General features: G+C 56.5%; 16 protein-coding genes. 9 read left to right on the top strand and 7 right to left on the bottom strand.

Features of this window, described 5'->3' with window-relative positions; all coding sequences use genetic code 11:
- Window positions 1-2,162, bottom strand: a 2,162-nt coding sequence (locus ABIB06_RS38280) for an Ig-like domain-containing protein (RefSeq protein WP_354070316.1), incomplete at its 3' end; no start/stop codon positions are given.
- 342 nt (window positions 2,163-2,504) lie between these two features.
- Window positions 2,505-2,612 carry a DUF2934 domain-containing protein gene (locus ABIB06_RS38275; RefSeq protein ID WP_354053244.1) on the bottom strand — a complete coding sequence of 36 codons (108 nt, stop codon included), beginning with the start codon at window positions 2,610-2,612 and terminating at the stop codon, window positions 2,505-2,507.
- A 562-nt stretch (window positions 2,613-3,174) separates the two neighbouring features.
- Between ABIB06_RS38275 and ABIB06_RS38270 the strand changes: the two genes are divergently transcribed.
- Window positions 3,175-6,507, top strand: coding sequence for an AAA family ATPase (locus ABIB06_RS38270; RefSeq protein WP_354070318.1), 3,333 nt, complete (start codon window positions 3,175-3,177; stop codon window positions 6,505-6,507).
- Between the two features lie 82 nt (window positions 6,508-6,589).
- Here ABIB06_RS38270 and ABIB06_RS38265 read toward each other — a convergent pair whose 3' ends face one another.
- The 3 genes from ABIB06_RS38265 to ABIB06_RS38255 all read right to left on the bottom strand — a co-directional run bounded on the left by ABIB06_RS38265 (window position 6,590) and on the right by ABIB06_RS38255 (window position 9,426).
- Window positions 6,590-6,781: a hypothetical protein gene (locus ABIB06_RS38265; RefSeq protein ID WP_354053246.1), complete on the bottom strand. Its 192-nt coding sequence runs from the start codon at window positions 6,779-6,781 to the stop codon at window positions 6,590-6,592.
- Between the two features lie 200 nt (window positions 6,782-6,981).
- Window positions 6,982-8,586, bottom strand: a complete 1,605-nt coding sequence (locus ABIB06_RS38260) for an NAD(P)-binding domain-containing protein (RefSeq protein WP_354070320.1) — start codon at window positions 8,584-8,586, stop codon at window positions 6,982-6,984.
- A gap of 552 nt (window positions 8,587-9,138) precedes the next feature.
- Window positions 9,139-9,426, bottom strand: a complete 288-nt coding sequence (locus tag ABIB06_RS38255; protein ID WP_354070322.1) for a hypothetical protein — start codon at window positions 9,424-9,426, stop codon at window positions 9,139-9,141.
- 214 nt (window positions 9,427-9,640) lie between these two features.
- On the opposite strand from ABIB06_RS38255, the gene ABIB06_RS38250 reads away from it, so the two are divergent.
- From ABIB06_RS38250 to ABIB06_RS38240, 3 genes are all read left to right on the top strand, one after another.
- On the top strand, window positions 9,641-11,161 hold the full coding sequence (locus ABIB06_RS38250) for an AAA family ATPase (protein ID WP_354070324.1): 1,521 nt from the start codon (window positions 9,641-9,643) through the stop codon (window positions 11,159-11,161).
- On the top strand, window positions 11,158-12,081 hold the full coding sequence (locus tag ABIB06_RS38245) for a DUF4435 domain-containing protein (protein ID WP_354070326.1): 924 nt from the start codon (window positions 11,158-11,160) through the stop codon (window positions 12,079-12,081). The genes ABIB06_RS38250 and ABIB06_RS38245 overlap by 4 nt, the downstream gene beginning before the upstream one ends.
- Before the next feature lie 280 nt (window positions 12,082-12,361).
- Window positions 12,362-13,066 carry a recombinase family protein gene (locus ABIB06_RS38240; protein WP_354070328.1) on the top strand — a complete coding sequence of 235 codons (705 nt, stop codon included), beginning with the start codon at window positions 12,362-12,364 and terminating at the stop codon, window positions 13,064-13,066.
- A gap of 171 nt (window positions 13,067-13,237) precedes the next feature.
- Here the strand turns inward: ABIB06_RS38240 and ABIB06_RS38235 are convergent, their stop codons facing one another.
- Window positions 13,238-13,441, bottom strand: coding sequence for a cold-shock protein (locus tag ABIB06_RS38235; RefSeq protein WP_354070330.1), 204 nt, complete (start codon window positions 13,439-13,441; stop codon window positions 13,238-13,240).
- 326 nt (window positions 13,442-13,767) lie between these two features.
- Here ABIB06_RS38235 and ABIB06_RS38230 point away from each other — a divergent pair, with 326 nt between their 5' ends.
- The 4 genes from ABIB06_RS38230 (at window position 13,768) to ABIB06_RS38215 (ending at window position 16,265) form a co-directional block, all read left to right on the top strand.
- Window positions 13,768-13,920 (top strand): hypothetical protein, encoded by a 153-nt coding sequence (locus ABIB06_RS38230; RefSeq protein WP_354070331.1) that lies wholly within the window; start codon window positions 13,768-13,770, stop codon window positions 13,918-13,920.
- 378 nt (window positions 13,921-14,298) lie between these two features.
- Window positions 14,299-14,736: a hypothetical protein gene (locus ABIB06_RS38225; protein ID WP_354070332.1), complete on the top strand. Its 438-nt coding sequence runs from the start codon at window positions 14,299-14,301 to the stop codon at window positions 14,734-14,736.
- Between the two features lie 874 nt (window positions 14,737-15,610).
- Entirely contained in the window at window positions 15,611-15,832 is a 222-nt protein-coding gene (locus ABIB06_RS38220; RefSeq protein WP_247337974.1) for a hypothetical protein, read from the top strand.
- A gap of 52 nt (window positions 15,833-15,884) precedes the next feature.
- A complete protein-coding gene (locus tag ABIB06_RS38215; protein ID WP_354070338.1) occupies window positions 15,885-16,265 on the top strand; it encodes a hypothetical protein in 381 nt (126 codons plus the stop codon).
- Window positions 16,266-16,544: 279 nt separating this feature from the next.
- Here ABIB06_RS38215 and ABIB06_RS38210 read toward each other — a convergent pair whose 3' ends face one another.
- Entirely contained in the window at window positions 16,545-17,951 is a 1,407-nt protein-coding gene (locus tag ABIB06_RS38210; RefSeq protein ID WP_354070334.1) for a putative glycosyltransferase family protein, read from the bottom strand.
- A gap of 176 nt (window positions 17,952-18,127) precedes the next feature.
- Here ABIB06_RS38210 and ABIB06_RS38205 point away from each other — a divergent pair, with 176 nt between their 5' ends.
- Entirely contained in the window at window positions 18,128-18,319 is a 192-nt protein-coding gene (locus ABIB06_RS38205) for a helix-turn-helix domain-containing protein (protein ID WP_354070336.1), read from the top strand.
- The last annotated feature ends 135 nt before the right edge of the window (window positions 18,320-18,454 follow it).

Below are 18,454 nucleotides of genomic sequence, written 5' to 3'. Positions count from 1 at the left end.
GCATCGGCCGCGTCTACCGTGCCGGCGACGGTCTGGCTGGCCTGGTTGGTCGGTCCGCCCGTGCTGGTGATCGCAACGGTCGGCGCTATCGTGTCGACCCTCAGTGCCGTCGACGTCGAAGCCGTGTTGCCGGCCGTATCGGTCACTATGGCCGTTACAACGAAGGCGCCCTGGCCGGCAGGTGTGATCGAGGTGTTCCAGTGACCGGTCCCGTCCACCGTCACCGCCGCACCGTTGACGGTCAAGGTCGAGCCGATCTCCGCGGTGCCGCTGACCTGGATGCCGCCTGCGGCTTCCGATGCGTTGATCAGATTGTCGCCGCCCTCGATCGTCGTGATCGCAACCGTCGGGCCGGTGCTGCTGAGCATATAGACCACCGCGGCACTGGTTGCGGTGTTGCCGGCGGCATCGCTCACCTTGGCTGTCAGCGAGTTGCTACCCTGATTCAGTGTGACCGTGCTGCTCCACCTGCCGTCGCCCCGCACGATGGCGGTGCCGATCGGGGTGGTGCCGTCCAGGATCGTCACGGTGGCGCCGGCATCGGCTACGTCCACCGAACCGGTGATGGTCTGGCTCGCCTGGTTGATCGGACCCCCGGCGCTGGTAATCGCGACCGTCGGTGCCGTCGTGTCTAGCGTGAAAACAACGGGCGCGCTCGTCTTGAGATTAGTGCTAGGGTTAGAGGCCACGATGCTGTGGTCGCCATCACCCGCCAGAGTGACCGTCTTAGTCCAAACGCCGCCAGAACCAACGGTAACCGCTCCGATTTGCGTAGTGACGCCATCATAGGTGTCGTACAGCGTCAGAGTGGACCCAACGAGGGCCGGATCAACAGTTCCGCTGATCGTCTGATTGCCTTGGTTGACTGAACCTCCTGCGCTATCGATAACTATAGGTCGGAACGAAATCGGGACAAAAGCTTGCGTGTTGTCCAAAGAGACAGCCGGCTTCGTTGTTGACGCAGAACCTCCTGTGATAGAAGCGAGCGTCACAGAAGTAGGAGTGATCGATCCACCACTAGCCTGACCCTTCACATCGTCTGCAATGACGCTAGTCGAGGCCTCGGTGGGTGAGGCTGGCGGACTTCCAGCGAACTTCTGCAGCGTCTTCGTATCGACATCGCCTCGCTTGCCGTCACTGGGTGACGGAGTGTTCGGAGCAAGCTGTTTGCCGATGTCGTAGGTCGTCAACACCTGCTGAAATGCGCTGAATTCCTGAGCAACTTGGCTCTGGCTCTTGCTGACGTCTTGGGTGATCACCTCAAAATTGGCAGCTGGCGTTACGGTCAGCGATGGACCATTGCTGGTGATTATCCCGATCGCATCTCCCGCAACACAAGCGCCTTGAAGTACGCTCGCTGGAACGCATTTGAAGACCTGGACTGAATGAACCTGCCCATCGTGCTGATCGGCAACGGAGATCGAGACCTGCCCATCCACCGCATCGACGTTGAGAATGACTGCTGTACCGCGGATTCCGATCACAGCAGAAGGCGTTGCAACTTGCATGTCGCCGGTCTTGGCGACCTGGCCTGCTACGAAACTGGCCGCGCCTTGGACAAGTGTGAAAAGAGCATGATTGGAACCACTAGTCAGACCGACCAAGGTACCACTCGCACTATTCTGCTCTTCATAACCTAAATCATTCAACATAAACCGAGCGTTGGCACTCAGATTGAACGTTGAGCCGTCAATCAGAACCAGACCAATTGTCGAGCTAGTTCCAGTTTGCACGACGTCGTTCTGATAGACGACGTCTCCATTATTTGCCTCGATAGTAACACCATTGCGAACGATGCTGGCGCTTCCCGTTACAGTGGCGACATGACCAATCACCTTTGCAGCCGACGCCGCATTTCCAGCAGCTTGAGCAAAGGTTTGATAGCCGGTTAGCGTTTCTACCACTCTTGCATCGAGTAGCGCACCGTCTGCCGAAATGAGCGAGGCGCGCTTTTCACCCTGAAAGTAACCTTGGATTGTGACACGTTGGTCGAGATCCGAGATAATGAGATCATGGCCCGAGCGTGCATACTCGCCCGAGAACATGAGATGCGCATCGGAAATGATCACCGTGTTGGCTGGGCCAGGCTCCAGCAAACTGAAGGACCCCCGCGCTAACTCAGACCCCGCAGCTTCGAAGTTCGGTTGCAATGGGGTGTTCAAATTGCGCCCCCTGAAGAAACATTTGCAAAATATTCAATTTAATTTTATTATCATCTAATTAATTGCGAGAGAAGCGGTTTTCTTCCTCCGGACTTTCTTAAGCCCGACGATCGCTCGAGCCCGGCTTTCACGAGCCCGCCTGACGAACTGAGTTCGTGTTTCCTTGGTTCGGCGCCCGGACGCGCTCCGGACAAGAGGCGCGTTAAGCACTAAGGCTCCTCGCCGTTTTTTCTGAGGCGCGGCGGCTTTCGACTTCAACTTGCCGGCCGCGCCATTCGATACACGAGCGACACCTCCGAGCGCACCTGCAACAACCTCGCGCTGAGCGTCTAGCCAATGAATCTAGGCTTTACCGTGCTCACAGCCGCTTCCAATCCATAGCTGGTAGGCGCGTTCGCGAATGTTCTGTTCCCGATCAGACGTCGGGCTCCTCCGATTTCCGAGCGGCATCCTGCCGTAGACGTTAAAAAGATTTCAAGCTGGCATATGGACTGCGATCCGCGCTGGCATAGGACCAACAAGGTCGTCCCCCCTTGGCAGTAAAGCGAACTATCGCTGGGGAAGATCATGTCGTATTTGGGATAACGAGCGAAGCCATGGAGAAGCCGGCCTATTTGTAGTAAGTGGCCGTAGCAATTCACGCCCACGTTCCGACGCTACAGTGAAATCGATGCGATTCCAGTTCTTTGCGTAGTGCACTGTAGAGGAGTGGATATCCTCTTATTATTGATTAGGTGAAATGGACCACTCGCCCCTTGAGCCGAAACGATCAGTCCGGGAGTCTGTGAGTCCAAAGTGGGCAGGCTCTTTCGAGAGCCCGGCTCGCCGCTTACCGCGTTTCCGCAGGTATTTGGATGAGGCGAAGGCTGTTCACATGTTCGGGCCCGACCCGCATGCTATTGTCGGCGTGGTCAGGCCGAACTGTTCATTTGATTTGCTTCCAATAGGACAAAGTACGAGCAAATATTGGGCTCTGATGCGCTGAAGCTGTCGTAAACACAAGGGTCCTGCCATGGAAATCGGGACTTGGCTGAAAAGACTGGGCCTGGGAAGACATGAGTCCCTGTTCATCGCGAACGCCATAGATTCCGATGTGCTGCCGCAATTGACAGAAGTCGACTTCGAGAAGGTTGGCATCCCACTCGGCGACCGGAAGCGCCTCATGAACGCGATCAGTGCGCTTCCCTCCGCTGTCGTGAGTTCTGCAATTGCGCAGTACGCGGAACGGCGCCACCTCACGGTTATGATCTGTGACTTGGTCGATTCAACAGCCCTGACGGCACGCCTTGACCCGGAAGATATGGGTGCCGTCATCGATGCTTATCATGCTGCTTGTGCCCGCATCACGCGCGCTTATGACGGCTTTCTCGCCGATTTTCGCGGAGACGGCATTCTTGCGTATTTCGGCTATCCCATTGCGCACGAGGACGATCCCGAACGGACTGTAAGAGCTGCGCTGGATATCATTGCTGCTGTGGCACGGCTTGAAACCCGCGCACGAGAACCACTCGCGGTGCGTATCGGCATTGCCACTGGCATGGTGGTAGTCGGCGACCTTGGCGGCGAGGGCAAACTTCGGGAGCACTCCGTTGTCGGGGGCGCTCCTAATATCGCGGCTCGCGTGCAAGCCTTGGTCGAGCCGAATACGGTAGTCATCGCCGAGTCCACCCGTCGTCTCCTTGGCGATATCTTCACTCTTCGCGGCCTCGGCGCCCACCACCTCAAAGGCATCAGCGAGCCAGTGAGCGCGTGGGCCGTCCAGGGCGTCTCGGCTTCCGAGAGCCGCTTTGAGGTAGTGCGTCCGTCAGAACTCGCCGATCTCATTGGCCGCGATTCCGAGTTGGAGTTCTTGTTGGAACGTCAACGCTTAGCTCGCACGGGCGAAGGCCAGATCGTACTCATCTCAGGCGAGCCAGGTATCGGGAAATCGCGCTTAGCAGCGGCTCTGGCTGAACGTGCAGCTAAGCATGAACCATACGTGCAATTCCGGTATCAGTGCTCCCCATACCACGCTAACAGTGCACTTCATCCAGTGGTCGAGCAGTTGGAAAGGAGCGCCGGGTTCAAGGCGGACGATCCCGTCGAGACGCGGCTTGACAAGCTGGAGGCGCTCCTCTCGTTGAGCGCGCCGCAACTTCAGACAGAAGTACCACTTTTTGCTGAGCTGTTATCGATCCCATTCGAGGGCCGTTATTCAAAACCGCAGCTAAGCCCCCCCCAGCAGCGTCGCCGCACCCTTGCCGCGCTGCTCGATCAATTCGAGAGCCGTTCCCGCAAACAGCCCATTCTGTTGCTTATCGAAGATATTCAGTGGGCCGACGACACCACCCTCGAATTGCTCGACCTCATCGTAGAGCGAGCCCGACAGTTTCCTATCCTCGCGCTAATTACCTTTCGACCAGAGTTTGAGCCTCCCTGGACGGGTATTGCAAATGTCGGAAGCCTGGTCCTCGGACGGCTCAACCCAGATGAGGTAAAAGGTGTTGCCACTCAGGTGGCAAATGGCCGCGCGCTTCCGATCGACGTGATGAAGCAGATTGTAACAAAGACAGATGGAAATCCGCTCTTCGTTGAGGAACTCACCAAGGCTGTCCTCGAAGCAGGCATTCTGATTGAATACCAGGATCGCTATCAGCTCGGGGGACCGTTACCGCCGTTTGCTATCCCGGAAACCCTTCACGACTCCTTGATGGCGCGGCTCGACCGCCTGCACTCGGTGAAGGAGATTGCCCAGATCGGCGCAACCATCGGCCGCGAATTTTCCTATTCCTTGATGCTGGCTGTGGTCGCTCGAGAGGAATCACGGTTGCAGCATTCCCTCACCGAACTCGAAGAAGCTGGGCTCATTTTTCGCCAAGGTGACTTGCCGGATGCAATCTATAGCTTCAAGCACGCATTGGTGAGGGATGCGGCTTACCAGAGCCTGTTGAAGACACGGCGGCGGCAACTCCATGCGCAAATAGCGCGCGTGCTAGAGGAAGGATTCCAGAATGCCGTCGTGAACGACCCTGAAATCCTTGCGCACCATTTCACCGAAGCCGGCATGCTCGAGAAAGCTACGGACTATTGGCTCAAGGCCGGAAAGCGCGCGCTCGGGCGCTCCTCCAATGCCGAGGCTGTAAAACATCTCACGCGAGGAGTGGAGCTGACCCAGCACTTGCTGAGCTCGCCGCAACGCGATCGCAAAGAACTGGATTTCTATCTGGCACTTGGTCCTGCAGTCGCCGCAACTGAGGGCGATGCCGCGGCTGAAACGTCGCGGGTTTTCTCACGGGCTCGCGCGCTGTTAGGCGAAAGTGTCAGCCTCGAAGAACGGATGACTATCCTGTGGGGCAACTACCTAGCCCACAGTATGCGCGCGGAGTATAGCTCAGCGCTGGAGGACGCCCGGTATGGCCTCGCGTTGGCCGCAGAGCATGATCATCCCGGCGTGGCTGTTCTAGCCACACGCTTCATGGGACAGTCATTGCATCTCACGGGCGCCTTCGCCGACGCACGCGAACACCTCGATCGCGCCCTCGCACTATGCTCAACCAATCCAGCCACGATCTCGACCTATCGCCGCTTCGGGGTCGATGACGCGGTGAACAGCCTGGCGTGGCTCTCGACGACGCTATTGGTCCTTGGCTATCCTAAACAGTCTACAACAATCGTCGAGCGCACGGAAACGCTTGCTCGGGCCAGAGAACAGAGCTTTACAACGGCGCTGGCGCTCGGGAACATCGTCGTTTTAGGCACAATCGGCGGCGACGCAAAGCGCGCTTTGGCTCACGCCGACGAGGCGATATCGCTCAGCACCGAGCATGAATTTGCGGCAATTGAACGAAGAGCACGTTTTTTTCGCGGAGCACTACTAGCCCAAAGAGGGGATGTTCAAGTCGGCATCGAACTGATGCGCGACGCCTTGACTGCAAATTACCAAAACTCTGAACGATGCCGCCGCACTCTCTATTTGGGCCATCTCGCCTTCGCTCATGCTCAGCTCGGAGAGTTTGAAGTTGGACTGCGGCTGCTGGATGAAGGCATTCAGCTGGCCGAAACAACAGGAGAGAGATTCTTTGAGGCAGAGTTGTTTCGCCTTCGGGGCAACATCAACCTAAAACTTGGCAGACGTGACCAGGCAGAGGCAGCACTGCAGCGAGCCGTGGCGATTGCGCGGGAACAACAAGCTCGGTGGTGGGAGTTGCGTGCCTCGATCTGTCTCGCACGACATTGGAGTAACGAAGGCAGATATTTCGAGGCTAGGTGCCTCTTAGAGCCGATATACACATGGTTCACCGAAGGTCGGGATACACGCGATCTGAAAGACGCGAGAACCCTCCTGGGCGAACTACGCTCAGTTTGAGGAATGCAGGATCAGCCAAACCACGGCGGCTGCTAGCCAGCACCGCTCAACATCATGCCTGACGTAAATGAGCAGCGTCCAATCAGCGCCTGCCCTTCGCCCGCTTTCCGGACTTGCCAGCTGTTCGTTCCAGCTTGCTTAAGGCGCTCTCGACATCCTCTATCGCCTTTTTAAGCTGCTTCTCGCGCTTCCCAAGAATGATCTTGAGTTCTCTTCGTTGCTTGGCGGTTAATGTCGTAAAATCGATCACCTTCGTAAACGCGATGAAGGCCATTGCTTACCTCCCGGTGGTGGTGGTCGTTAGGCCAATCAATAGCTGCAAGGTGTGATACAAATATTCTCCAATATCATCGACCTATAGTCAAACGGCATTTCTTCCAAGAATTGGCGATCGGCCTTTTTACCCACCGATCCCCCGTGGTGAGCGCAAGAAAAGTGGTAGCGGCTGACGTCCCGCTACCCTGCTATGACTATCTACTTCCGCCTTTTGTTCTTGGGTTGTGAAGTTCGCTTCGCGCGACCGAGTTGGGCAGACCTTACAGTTGGAGACTTATCGTGGAGCCTTGATGTCTGCAACATGCCGCGGAGCGTGGCCACCTGATGTGGATCCAGCTGATCCGCTAAGCTCTCAAAGTTAGCGGCGTCACTGCCAAGCTGGCTCAGCCAAGTGAAGGCACTGTCCAGGGTACGCAACTCAGGCGTCTGGTATGATAACAGATCTCGATAATAGGTCGCCGACTGGTCGCAAAACAGATCACGCGCGATGCCATTTACGAGCCGCCGCACTCCATACTTTATTCCCGTGATGGCCGCTCCTGAGATTCCATGGCTGAGCATCGCTCCGAACGTGAAGTTGTGTAGCCCTCGCAGAAACGGAGCGGCGCCGCGGTGCCGCTCCGTGAATTCAAAGGCGTCACCCAAATAAGGATAGCGTGCGAGTGAATCGCTTTCCTCGCCCGATGGAGGCGTGAAGCGGTCCCGCCAAAGGGCTATTTGTTCAGAAAATAGGGCGAGCTCGGGACGCGCCGAGAGATCCGCCTCGACACCGCTCGCAAAAATCATAAAGTCGAATTCGAATCTGCGATTCCTGCTTCGAACCTTTGCAGTACCGCGAGCTTCGTCGATGAAACTCCATCCGCAGTCGGGGTGCCAGGCGAAATTCTCAAACTCGCGGCATCGCCAATAAGCGTCCTGTGTGGGCGGGACCGGAAGCTCGTCAAGAATGTGGCGCATGAATCGCCAGCGGTCCAGGTCCGTCAGCTCACCGAAGTGGCCCAAAATACCGGCAAAATTCATCCAAGTGAGTGGGTTGACCCGCGGCATCTCCGAACGGCGGAAACAAAGGTCTACTCGCGCGGCGCCCGCCTTAAGTGCTAGAGCTGCGTTGTCAAAGGCCGATGCCCCGGCACCAAGGACGCCAATGCGTTTTCCTGTAAGCTTGCGAAAATCGATATCATCAGCCGAATGTGCATAAAGATCCGGCGACAAATGAGCGACCAGAGACTTAGGAGCGCCCCACCGGCCACTTCCCTCAAAGCCTGTCGCAAGAATGATCTTTCTAGCATATACCCGCTCAATCCCTTCGGGACGACGAAGATGGGCAAGGAAGATACCATCCGCCGGCTCAATCAACATCAGTTCGACCTCGTTCTCGACCGGAAGATCTAGAACGTCTCGGTACCAATCCAGATAAGAACGCCATACCTCCTGAGGGAGGGTATCTATGCGACCCCATGCTCGCCGCCCAAATTTTTCCTCGTACCAGGCCCGCACCGTTAGACTCGGGACGCCGAAATCAATTCCAGTCACCTCCTTCGGCGTGCGCAATCGTTCCATCCGCGCGAAACTGCGCCAAGGTCCTTCAAAACCGCGCGGCCGACGATCGATGATCCTGAAGTTTGTTATGCGCTCAAGCATCAAACCGAACGCGATTCCCAGTCCGCTCTGTCCAGCGCCGACAATCAGCACGTCCAGAACCCGTGCTCCGTCTATAAACCGCGGGACTGTCCACTCCCGAGCCGGATAGTCCAAATAAGTCAGCTCGCGTCGAACACGCTTCGTGAGTTGGGACACGCTCATCGGACGTTCCTGCGGATGCGCTCTTGTTTGCATGTTTGCCGTTCGGCTTAGTTCTGTCCCTTTAGCAGATCCGAGTGCAGAAGAATCGACCGCCCAACTGCCATTGGGTTTCGCAAGGACCGATTTTAGCCCCGCTACACAGCGGGCTACCTCTTCTGGCGCTCACTCAAATGCTGGATATCACTTGCCTCCGATCGTGAGACACGCAACATTGACAATCACCGCGCCTATCCGTGGGGATCTGAGCGTCAACCGAAAGGCTCAGGCTAGCTCGCCGATCAGGTAGTTCCCTGTAGCGGCGAGCTTAGCTGCGGTCCCTGACAAAGTCCCTGCCCGCCAATCGACAAAGTGGCGAATTGCACTGGTCCATTCGTAGCTCGTCACCGTAGCTTTTTATGGGAGCTCCGCCCAGACCGCCAGAATTGGCAATGAGTTCAACGTTTAGCTAGCGTTGTTTGGAGGAGCGGTGATCCGCCTCAATTGGCTCCACTCCGCAGGCGGTAAGTTCGAGTCTTGTTAGTGTCGAGAGCTTCTCGCCGTAGACTGCGCAGTTTAGTATCCTCGCTTTCCAGCTGACGTGCTGTCCCATTTCCTTGAGGAGATCGACAAGCGGTTTTTTGGCAGCATCATCGAACGCCTTATCGTAAACATGCAGGCAGCGCTCTTCTGAGACACGAGCGCCAGTTCAACGCCCGGCGCCTGTGCCTCGAACCGACGTGTAGATAAGCGACGTGTAGAAACTTTCTTATCTGCCAGCCAAAGATACCGGGTTGGCCCGGACGGCATACCTTTTACGGCGCCGATATCGCGCTCAGTTTTGCCAAGCAGCAACAGGTCCAAGTACAGCTCTTGCTGCACCGCCACCGCCTCCGGCTTAGTCTTTGGTCTACCCCGACCCCGACGAGATGCTTGCTCAGTCAGGACTGCTGCGCGCACATGTCATTCCTTGCCAACTCGCGCGCGCGGGAGAGAGAGGTGCGCTTGATCCCGTTCAGAATCCTTGTAGAGTGCCTCAATACTAACTCTACGTTGTACCCACCGAATCGAGACCCAAATGACGGACGCCATCTCCGCCAGAGCAGCTGCATCCTCTGTCGTTCAGTACTTTCGCATTGACGGACTCCACGGGTATCGCTCGATTTCTCTTGAGTCAGACTACGCTGCTACGCTGCTCATAGCCAAAAACGGATCTGGTAAGACCACCTTGCTGGCCGCGCTGGATGCGTTTCTAAAAGGCCAGTTTTCAAGACTGAAAGAGCTTCGATTTACCAGCATCCGCTGCAGACTCAGAAACATGCCGGCGGAGATCGTCTTATGGAGTGAGGACGTAGCGAAATACACCTCGAACGCAGCAATCGACGCTGAATCTCGTCGGCTCGAAATCGAGACGCCGACGCTATATCTGTTTCTTGAGGAATTTGCTTCCAATCCTGACCGCCCCCTCGGTGAAGATGATCTCGCGACAACTCTTGTCCAAAAGCATGGCTATAGCTACTCGGGAGTGCGCTCGCATTGCGAAAAACTGAAAGAGGTCCTATACGCCGAAAGTCCGGCCATCCGCACAACATTCTCGCTTCTACGTGAGGCGTTGGCCGATATTGAGATTGTTTATCTTCCAACCTACCGGCGCATTGAGCTAGCGGTTTCGGCTCGCCCCGATCGATACGGACGCATGCGCAAACAAGTCCTGCCGAGTCAGAAGTCCGGACTGTACTCCGGCGACATTCAATTTGGCCTTTCCGACGTTGTCGAGCGGCTCGCCCAACTCAATCAACGCATCGTCACAGACTCCAGCCTGGGCTACCGAGAGCTCAGCGCGAGCATCATCAACGAGCTCATCAGCGGACAGTTCGACCGCGCCGATCTTACGCAAGACGAGATACCGGACAGGGCGGAATTGGAGCTATTCTTCTCGCGGCTTAAAGACGATAGGACACGGCGACAATTCGGGCCACAGTTCGAGTTGTCGATCCCGAACATCGCGCAGATTTACCAAGGCGCGGGAGGAATTTCCCAGGAAAGCAATAAGTTTCTTCGCTATTTTTTGGGAAAGCTAAATAGCGTAATCCGATCGACCGGTGAAATTGAAGCGCTGGTTCGTGATTTCATCGACAACTGCAATAAGTACCTATCCTCTGTCGATATCAGCACGACTGTGCATGGTAGGGACCTTAAATCTCCGGCCGAGGGAGAGATGGATGGCAAGGTCCTGACTCTCAGCAGGCGAGATCTTACCATCTCGGTCGACAGTCTCGAAGCGGATCGAAAGATTCCTTTGAACTCCCTCTCGTCCGGCGAAAAGCAGATGATATCGCTCTTCGCAAAGCTCTATCTCTACCCGAAAGAAAAAATCATACTCATTGACGAGCCCGAGCTGTCGCTTTCGATTGATTGGCAGCGGCAGATACTTGTCGACATCGTGGAAGCGCCGTTATGCCGTCAAGTCGTTGCGATCACTCACTCCCCGTTTGTGTTCGATAACTCGCTGGAGCCGTTTGCCCGCCCACTGACATCGACCATCGATGCCTACCGCGCCTCCCAAGTTCCAGACGATTTTGAGCCCGACGCCTCATGACATTTCCTGTTTCAGACGATCCGTATGTAAATAGGCTCAGAGCCGCACGCGAACGCCCAGCAGTTTTAAAGGTCAAGCTTGCGTCGGTGCGAAGCTCCAACCCCGACTGCCTTGTCTTCGCGTTTGAGGGGGACGTAGACAAGGGAGCTTACTTTCAGTGGGTAAAGCGCCTGCGTACCGATCTCGTGTACGAGCCGTTTCCATGTGGTGGAAAGCGCCAGGTACTTGAATTCCGAGAAATGCTGAAGCGAGACCTTGGCGATCTCGCAGCGCGCGTCTATTTCTTTGTCGATCGCGATTTTGACGACTTTCGAGGCTTCGACGCTGACCCAGCTACCGCCTTTGCGACCGACCAGTACTCCATCGAGAATTATTTGGTCACGCGGGAGGTGTTGGAGGAGCTTCTTAAGGACGAATTCCACTGCCACGCCGAACCAGACATTCGCAACAAATGCCTCGACGTTTTCGATAGACGACTAGCTGAGTTCCTTGGCGCCACTGAGGCGATCAACTTCCGCCTGTTCATAGCAAGAAAGAGCGGCTTCACACCCAAGAAGCATCTCCCGACACGCATAAATGGCATTGCGCAGGTTGCATTGGATGCTGTTAATCCGATTGCTATCGGACCGGAGAATATCGTCATCTTTGAAGAGCAGGTCGGCGCCGAGCAGTTCAAATCTTTGAAGGAAGAGTTTGCGACGCTCAACCCGCAAAAGCGATATCGCGGAAAGTTCAGTCTTTTGTTTTTCATGAAGTGGCTCGAACTTCTAGCCGCCGATAGAGCGGCGCAAACATCGACACACTTTAGCAAGCTGAAAGGCCCGAAGGGGGTGAACTCCGGTGGGATCACAGTAGGTGCGCTGGCGTCGAAATCCGAAGCACCGATTGGCCTCAAGGAGTTTTTGCACACGGTTCATTAGCGGCAGCCGACGTTGGCCCAACTCACGGTCTCTTTGAACGGGTTACTCGCGATTGGCCGGATTTCGTTGAGGTATTTCGTAATACGTAGGTTCGCACCGTAGCATGTCGAAGCGAACCTCGCCGCCGGTCGAAATTCGGACAAAAACTCAATGCGATCGTCGATCCGATGTGGAGGAGCCCCGTTCCGCCGACGCGCCCTGAGTAAGCCCCTACCCTCGTCTCGCGACCTGAAGTTTCGGCGGAGGCGAAGCGACGGTCGCGCTGCAGCCGACGAAGTCTATGTCGGATCAGGAGAAACGCCAACGGAAGGCTGCAATCGGTTACACGAGAACGAGTTCGGCCTCTAACGTCGGCGAGGACAAGGACAGCTTGGTTCGCCAGCGGAAGGCTATCCAAGCGCACGCCAACCGGGCCGGGTACAAGATCGCCGCCTGGTTTGACGATCCCGCCGTGGCGGGAAGCGACATGATCGATGTGCGGCCGGGCTTCATGGCCGCCCTTGAAAAAATCGCAAGTAACGGCGTTCGCACGATCATCGTGGAGACTGCCAATCACTTCGCCCGCGATCTGATCGTGCAAGAGACGGGATGGAAGCGACTACAGGCGGATGGCATCACCTTGATCGCCGCGGACTCGCCTGATCAGTTTGTCGATGACACCCCCACCGCTGTGCTGATCCGGCAAATCCTCGGCGCGGTTGCTCAGTTCGACAAGGCCATGACTGTTGCTAAGTTGCGAGGCGCGCGAGAACGCAAGCGACGCAAGAAAGGCGGCAAGGTTGAGGGTCGCAAAAGCTGGGTGGAGAGAAGCAGTGAGGACTCGGACGAGGGTAGGAAGATCGCAGCGATGATCGCCTCGGCGACGCGGTTAGCGGACGATGGCCTATCGCTTCGCGAAATCGCGGCCGAACTTGACAAGCTCGGCTATCGCAACGAGCGCGGCTCGACCTTCTCGCCTTCGTCCGTCCGATCGATTCTGGCGTGACACGCAACATCGAGGACAGCGTCCTGTAGGGCGTGTCTCAAGACGTGCATATGGAACGGAGCAGATGGCCAATGAAAGGTCAAATAGCCCTGCCCGCTACGATTAAGCCTTTTGCGCGTAACCTCAGTTGGCGGTCGGGCCCGCCAGCGTGAACCGGCGGGCATACGATCGCTAGCCAACCCTTAGATTTTCGGCCGACGTTTTGCCGCGGTTGCTCATTTCTTCGTAGCTCACCCTAGCACCCTCGTTGAGAGTGCTCAGTCCCGCTTTTTCGACGGCGGAAATGTGCACGAACACGTCCTTGCCGCCGTTGTCTGGCTGAATAAACCCAAAGCCCTTGGTTGGGTTAAACCACTTCACAATACCTGTCGTCACGTCCATCTCCTGGTTGAGCGATAACACCAGCCTAGAACGAGGAACCAACGCAGGGCAAGAAAAACCCGCCAGCGTGAACCGGCGGGCATATGATCGCTAGCCTCTCAAATTTCCGGCCAACGTTCTGCCGCGCTTGCTCATTTCTTGCTAGCCACCTTAGCGCCTCGCTGAGAGCGCTCAGTCCCGCTTTTCGACGGAGAGTACCCATGAACATCTGTGTTGGCCTATTGCTCGCCGGAATTTGCTGCGCACCCAGTAATGCTTGCCTTGCCCAGCAGGGATCCGCGGGCCCCGATGGGCTATATCTACCACCATCCGAGACCTCCTTGGCCAAGCAACAGATCCGAAAGCGCTCCATTGCAAAGGAGCAAAAACCTTCATCGGAGTCCAAGGCGACGAATTGGCAGGAAGAAGAGGCTCAACAGCACGCGGATGATGACCGCCGGAAACGGAAAATGAACATTTGCCTGCGCTGCTGACGGACGATCTTGGCAGGACGCAAATAAAACCCGCGCACGCGCTGCGAACCGGCTGCTGGAAGGCGACATCGCGGCCGGACTTCAGCCGGTCGCGCCGCGAGCGTTTTGCTTCGCTTCGCATTTGCTCACGAGCTGGCCGCTCGCTCTGACAGACCCGCTGGCGCATCGCCGCAAGGTGCTCACCGAGCTGCGGCCAAGTTGACAGTTCGCAACTCAGCTAGCTGTGGTCCGTCTCGTGAGGCGCGCTCGACAGAATAGTTCGCACAAGACGTGCGCCATTCGGGTCGGATTCAGTCTTCCGCTGTTTCGTGATTGCTTCCCGGAAAATCGCGGTACCCAGGAGCGCTTATCTCCAAATGGCGAGACCCACGAGGGAAGTTGTTCGAGATAGAGCAGGCAGGTCCAAGTGAGGAACGCATAACATTTCATCAAATGAACAGCATTGGAGCTCGAAACGAAAACCAATCGCAGCAAGCGCGCATCAACTCACTAGCGGGGACAGGAAAAATTGAAAAATTAGTTCTGATGCATAATCATAATGACTCCAACGTAAAAACAAAAAATAAGGTGGGGAAAACACGGGAGGCTGGAATGGAAACTGCACAGCGCTTGCGCGCGATGGCGACGCTTTGTCGACAGAGCGCCGCGCTTTATCCTGACAGAAGCTGGAAACTGCTTGCCGAGGCAGAATACTGGGAGCATTTGGCGGCTACTGCGCTCTCACCGAATATTGAAGACTGCTTCACCCTTGTTCAGGCTGACTTAGCTGCTGCGTTCGCCAATTCTCGTTTGAAAATCCAATTGCGGGGCGGGTAAATGAGTATTTTTCGGGGCGAGTGGAGGACTGCGCGCATGAATGGACGGCCAATGTGCCCGGTGCAAACACCGGATGGCATTGGCGCGCGTGTCTCCCGGCAAAGCCGGATGCGAGAAGCGCACCTTCGAATGCTCGACCTGCGGACGTACCGAAGTGGCATCCTTCACTGTGGATCCGATGAAAACAGATGCGGTAGGCTGGCTGGCTGGCGAGTTGAACCCGCCTCGTTGAGCTTCGGTTCGAGCTTTGCGCCGGTGATGCGGCTTGATGGACGTGTCGAGCAGCACAAACGGTGCTATCGTGAGTATGAAGAGCTGTTGGGATCTGGGTGGCGTTTCCGGAGTGCAAGAGTATCGAGAGCGGTGCGATAGATTTCCGCGTTGCTTTGATCTCGAACCCGAATTGCAGAATTGTGGGACATCAGTTCTGGTCGCACCAGCGTGAGCTCTGCGGCGAGACGTTCTGCTTGGTCCGCCGCTCCTTGTCGATCTTCTAGGATCATTCCGCCCTGATGCTGGCATGTTGCATCGGTGACAAGTTCGAATTCGTAGTACGGCATGAAAGCCTCTGAATTCGCTAGGCCCCAACTCCGAGCGTAACTGCGCTTCCGATCAGCTGAATTATCGTATGTGAATGCGAAGTCCGGTTTATGGGAAGGGGCGGACCGCCGCTCGACCGCGGTCATTCGGGCCAGCCTGTGGCGGGCTGATGCTGTCGCCGAATTCCGCGAAAACTGCGCATAGCTAGCCGGCTATCTGCCTCGCTGCATACCGAAGCATTGACTGCGATGCCTGCGAACGCAGCAGCTTTAGTACCATTGAGGAACTTCGGAGCTTCAACAACATTCAGTCATGAAGCATCAAGGAGGGATCCATGGCGATCCAGATTGTGATGGACCGTGCCGGCGACAGCCGTCACTTTTTCGACGAGAACGATGCACGAGAACTGGCCAAGGCGGAGCAGCGCTTCCGTAAGCTGACGAACGTCGGCTTCACGGCCGCGGTCCGGACCGGTTCAGGTCAGGTGTCGCAGATCCGATCGTTCGACCCCACAGCGGAAGAAACTGTCTTCTTCCCCAGGCTGGTCGGCGGGTAATCGCCAAGCCATGTGGCGCTTTAAGCCGTCCCGGCCGGGCGAAGGCTCGCGGATGAGGGCCGCAAAGGCACTGTTCATTAGACACGGCGCCGAAAGGACTCCGGAAGGACGTGCGCTGCTACTCTTGAGGCGCTGGCTCTCGCCGGCCCAGCGGGGGCAATTCGCAACAAAAGGCTATTTCGAAATCATCGGAGGCGACACGGGCAAGCGCTACAGGATCTATGCGGGGGCCGCGGCGAATGTCTGCGAGATGGGCGAAAACGGTCGCCCAAACGTCGGCCTTTGTTTCCTGCCCGTGGGTGATCTGCCGATCGGAGACGTTATGTTAACACAAAAGATTGCGCTCGAAACGTGTGAGCTCAGCGCGCTCGCAGTCGCCCGAAAGTTCACTCCCAGCGGGTTTTTCTTCAGCCGCTCCCGCCCGCTTCGCTAAACTAATGAGAGCGCCTGCGAACCTGCATTGCGGCGAGCTCCCGCCGAGGCGCCGTTCCGTCCGGCGGCAGCTCCCCCTGTTCCATGCTTGATTGATCGTCGGCTTCTTGATTGCCCGTCGTTTCCAGCATCTCACCCCGTTCTACCCAGCAAAGCTTTCGGCCATGGAACCGTGTTTCCAAAGAAGCCCACCAAGTTCTCTCGTTGGACGGAGCCGGTTGGGCTCACACAGCAGCAGGCCGGGTTGTCCGAGTCCTGCGCATTTCTCAATCACGCAGTTTTAACTGCGCCACCATCTCGAAATCAAAGTGTTTGCCTCTGGTCCAGTTGGCCCCTGCTTCGGATGGACGGTAATCCGGCGAGCCGTGAGCAATTCGCCAATATCGGCATCCGTAGTCTTTCCGGTCGCGACCAACTCATCGGTCTTGAACTCGTCGACAACAAAGGGCTTACCGGCGTGCCTGCAAATGAGTTTGACCGTGCAGGTGACATCGCCGGATATCGTTGCGACCACCCGCGCCTCTCTCAATACATTGCGTTCGCTAGAATAGACCGCCTCGCGAAACTCCGGGCTCAGCAGGAGCAAGGCAGTCTCCTGCCGGTCCGTTAGAACAAGCCTCAGCAGAAGCGCGAGCACCATGGCGTCTCGACAGCCCTCAACGCCGATCCGCCTCGCAAGATAACTTGCCTCCATACGATTAAATGCGACACCGATACCAATTGCCAAGGCGAGGATCAGATCAAACTCAGCATTGCCAAAAATACCATGACCGAACCACTGGATGACGCAGGCAAGGAGCCCGATGGCGATATGCAAAGCGGTGAATTTTGCAGGCATCGACCGGCGATCAAAGACGGCCCAAACACTCCAGATGACAAGCGCAAGCGCCGACCACTGTAAATGTCCAATGTTGCCGACGACGTTAGACCAAGCATATTGCCGCGCTGCGAGCATATTGGGAATGAAATTCGGACCGAAAACGGCGATACAGGCGAACAAAGCCAAAAGGGCCGCCACTCCACTCATGAGCGTTGCCCTGACGGCGTAACGGCTCGATGAAATGTAGAGCCAAGAAACTGTCGTCAGCGGAATGGCGATAATGTTGTGTTTCCAAAAACCGGCCATGAGCATGAGCATAAGCGCGGGCGTGGGAGATCGTTTGCTCTGCCACTGACGAAGAAAGTAGATCAGTGCGGCGCCCATAATGGCGAGACCGGTAAGCTGTGGATCGTTAGCCCCGACATAGATGGTGGAGTGATGGGCCATCATCGCGACGTACCAGAGCGCCGCGACGGCAGCGCCAACCTTGCCCACCGTCAAAATTCTCACTGAGATGAAGACTTCTACGGAGAGCGCGATAAGCGAGATCAGCGAGAGTGCTCGCCCGACGAAGAGATTGTCGACTCCCAGCAGCTTGCCAACCATGCCGATCGCATAGAACGACAGCGGCGGGTAGTTATTGGCGGCAAGGCTCTCCGGTGCGGGGTAGAGCGGCAGCCAAGCCGCTGCGGCGTCCTGCCAATAAGCGTTCCAGGACTCAGTCGGCCAGATTTCGATCAGGAACTGAGCGCGCCAGATCGGCCACGCGACAAAGTACGCCGCGGCTAACGCGAACAATGCGACGTAAATCGTCGCGCGCGTGTAGACGCGCGACAAAGGTCGCGTTTCCGCGACAGCAATCGACATAACCAAAGGAGCCCCCGCCCCAAATGATAGAAAACAACCGGTGAACCATAGGATGCCGCAGGAGAGCTACGCAATCGGCAAATCCTTCCCAATCGCCAATTTTGCACACTGAATGCCAGTCCTGATGTGCATTATAATGCGTCGCAATCTATTGCACGGTCTGTCGCATTGTGTCCATGGCAGAGGACGTGCGACATCTGGTTGGAGGCAACGTTAGGCGGCTTCGCATTGCCGCTGGGCTGTCACAAGCAGAATTGGCCAATCGCTTGGGTGTCGACCGGTCTTACGTAAGCGGTCTTGAGCTTGGGACCCGCAACGCCACCATCGTAACGCTCTGGCACGTCTCCCAAGCTCTAGCAGTCTGCTGAAAAACCTTGAAATGGAGAATTTTCATTTTTCCGCCGGTCGTTTTGGAACGGCGCGGTAGAGTTGGATGTAATTTCTAGCTTGTTATTGAGTGTGCCCCGGCGCGGGGTGGCTATGCGGCGAGCAGTTTTGGAATT

The organism is Bradyrhizobium sp. LB8.2 (assembly GCF_040548035.1).
Taxonomy (GTDB): Bacteria; Pseudomonadota; Alphaproteobacteria; order Rhizobiales; family Xanthobacteraceae; genus Bradyrhizobium.
Note: the sequence above shows the minus strand (reverse complement) of the source record. Positions and strands in the feature narration are given on the sequence as shown.